At 58.1% G+C, this 3,297-nt stretch carries 2 protein-coding genes; both read right to left on the minus strand.

The window, feature by feature from the left end:
• Window positions 1-168: 168 nt before the first annotated feature.
• Window positions 169-1,632 carry a DUF1501 domain-containing protein gene (locus VGE80_RS20010; protein WP_373650373.1) on the minus strand — a complete coding sequence of 488 codons (1,464 nt, stop codon included), beginning with the start codon at window positions 1,630-1,632 and terminating at the stop codon, window positions 169-171.
• 171 nt (window positions 1,633-1,803) lie between these two features.
• A partial coding sequence (locus tag VGE80_RS20015) for a DUF1553 domain-containing protein (RefSeq protein ID WP_440593883.1) occupies window positions 1,804-3,297 on the minus strand: 1,494 nt, incomplete at its 5' end.

The raw sequence follows: 3,297 nt of genomic DNA on the forward strand, positions 1-3,297 counted from the left end.
CGCCACAATATGGAATACCGATCGCCATAAAAGTTCGTTCGACACGACGGACACTTTGTGAACGGGACAATCAGCCGCCGCGCAATCTTCGGACAGCTCCCCTCGTCCCGGCGAGGAGAACTGCTTCCACTGTCGAGCTGTTCCCGGTTCGGGGGCCAGACCGCGCCATCAACTCGTCAGGATGTCAGAGACGACTCGTGCCGATCGACCATCGGTGATCTGCTGCTCACGGCCATTGAACTGGTAGAGCAATTTCGAATGATCGATCCCCAATTGACGAAGGATCGTCGCTTGAAAATCGTTAGGCGTCACCACATTGACCGAAGCGCGGTGCCCGACCTCGTCGGTCTCTCCGTAGGCCATCCCCGGCTTGAAGCCGCCACCGGCGAGCCAGATCGAGAATCCCTGTCCGTTGTGGTCTCGACCATTCCCTTCGCTCAATTCTCCTTCGCTCACGGGCAGCCGGCCGATTTCTCCACCCCAATGCACGATCGTGGAATCGAGCATCCCTCGTTGTTTGAGATCCTTGACGAGCGCCGCAGCAGGCTGGTCCGTTCGCTTACAGACAGCCGGCAGGCCCTTGCGGATATCGGTGTGATTGTCCCATGGCTGTCCGTCGAGGAAGAGTTGTACGAAACGCACGCCGCGCTCTACCAGTCGTCGAGCGATAAGACATCGAGTCCCGTATTCACGGGAATGCGGTTGATCCAGGCCGTACAGCTTGTGGATGTGTTCTGGTTCCTGAGAAATATCCAGTGCTTCCTTGGCTTCGGTCTGCATGGCGGCGGCCAGTTCATAGCTGGCAATACGCGCTTCCAGATCCGATTCCCCCGGATGCTGTTCCAGATGTCGCTGATTGAGACGAGCCAGGAAGTCCAGATTCTGACGCTGCAGTGGCCCGCGAAGTCGGGGTGGCGGGTCGAGGTTAAAGATTCGTGGCTCCTCGGCCCGTAGTACGGTACCTTGGAACAGTGGAGGCATGAATCCGCTCGACCAGTTCAATGTTCCGTCGACGGGGTGACCACCCGGATCAGCCAGAACCAGGTAAGCGGGCAGGTTCTGGTTCTCACTGCCCAGACCGTATGCGATCCAGCTTCCCAGCGTGGGACGTCCCGTCACCGCGGGAATGCCGCCGTGGAAGTAACGAATCGAAACTTCGTGGCCATTGTGTCCCGTATGCATTGAGCGAACAACGCAGATATCGTCCACAATATCAGCGGTGTGCGGAAGGAGTTCCGAGACCTCGGTCCCGCATTGTCCGTGGGCACTGAACTTCCAGGGGCTGCCGAACAGCTTCTTACTGGCACGATTAACAAAGCTGAACACAACCTCGCCGTTATAGTCCTGACCGTGATGCTTGCTGAGTTCGGGTTTGGGATCCAGCAAGTCCATGTGAGCCGGCCCCCCGTGCATGAACATGGAAATCATCGCAGTCGCACGCGGAGCTGCCTGCGGTGCCCGACGCTTCAGGTCGTTGATCTGGTGCTCGGCCGGTTTGCCGGGAGGTGCGGCCAGCAATCCCTGATCTCGGAGCAGCGATGCGAGAGCGAAACTGCCAATCCCAAAGGCGTTGGTCGCCAGAAACTGCCTTCGGGTCCCATTCAAACCATTCGTGGGAAAGTTCATTGTCATACGGGCCTCACTTTGGCGTATTCGTTTCGCAAGCACGGGAGGGAAAAACGGGAATCGCAATGACTGGCGTTACTCCGTCACAACGGGTCATTCTCAGCAGAAGGACACGTCGATCGGCAGCGTTTCCTCAGCGGGGCTCTGCGGCGCCTCGCGACAGGTGACCAAATTCTCTCAATCGATGTACAGGAATTCGTTGCTGCTCAGAATCTGCTGGCACAGGCTCGAAAGCGCAATCGACTCGTGATCACCCGCCGCCGAACTGGCTCTGAGCGTCTGGAGTTGCTGTTCCATGAACTGACATGACATCTCCAGCTCCTCGGGGGTGATCGGGCGACAGTAGGCCAATCGCCATGCACAGGCGATCTGTTGTGGAATCGACGTCGTGATTGGACCATGGAAGTCAGCCGCCGAGTCCCACCGTCCGAGTTCTGCTCCCGCTGCATCGGTGAGTTGCAATTTGACACCCCACTCGAAGGAATCGCTCGTCACGGTCTCGATGCAATCGGTTACGAAGTCGAGAATCTCTCCCTGCTGCACTTCGATCTTGGGGACATTCGTTTCGACACTGTTTGTCTTGGCGGTCCAGGTGCCAACCAGGCCTCTCTGATTCGAGACAACGCGAGCCCGCACACCATCACCTGCGTCGGAATGGTGTCGAAGCGATCCCCCCAGCGAGACGATCCCGGATTGAGGAGCGGTCCAGCGGCGAATGACCGCTCGCTGAGTGTCATCACCCGGATGGCCTCCCGCAGTGTGAATCAGTGCGTAGCCCGCGACCGGATCAGGGAATACCGGCCCGGCTTGCCATTGTTGACCGGTCCAGTGAGACAATGGCTGGAAACGGACCGAGGCGAGTGATCCTGCTCCCTCTTGGGCCGGCACGTCGACCGCTCCAATCCCATACTGCCAGGCGGCCGACCGGCTCGGGAATTGCGTCTCGAACCGGGCCGTCAGTTCACGATCCAGATCCACCGATGATTCCGTCCGCAGACGTTTGGCGAGATGTTCGGCCTGTTTCAAAGTGAAATCGCCGTTCATCAGCATCAGCGACTGCAAGGCGACAGTACTGTTCGTGCGTCGTTCGCAGTTAATGGACATCACAGGCGCGTCGAACGCCGTTAACAGCGATACCGGTTTGCTGCGGCGTGCCTGGATATACACGCTGCGACGTGGTGAATCGTCTTTCACATGCACCTGACCAGCAAAGTCTTCCATCACTTCGACGGAGGGACCGAACTGAGTCGTATCGATTCGCCCGCAGGTCGCGAGCATTCGATCCCGAACGATCTCTGCTTCCAGTCGTCGGACACTGTACCGCGAATAAAGCGATCCGTCCGAGTCCAGATTTGCGGCTCGCTGATCAAGCCGGCGTGAGGACTGGCGATAGACCGATGACATCATAATCAGCTTGTGCATCCGCTTCAGGCTCCAGCCCTGTCGGACAAGTTCATCGGCAAGCCAGTCAAGTAATTCAGGATGCGTCGGTCGACTTCCCAGAATGCCAAACTCGCCAGGGGTATCAACAATCCCCCGTCCAAAGTGATGCAGCCAGATCCGGTTCGCCAGCACTCGACCTACGAGAGGATGTTTTCCGTTAACCAGGTGTTGAGCCCAGGCAAGTCGGCGTCCCGAAGAGGGAAGAGACTCTGCCTTATCAACGATCTC

This window comes from Schlesneria sp., from assembly GCF_036405755.1.
In the GTDB taxonomy this organism is placed as follows: Bacteria; Planctomycetota; Planctomycetia; order Planctomycetales; family Planctomycetaceae; genus Schlesneria; species Schlesneria sphaerica.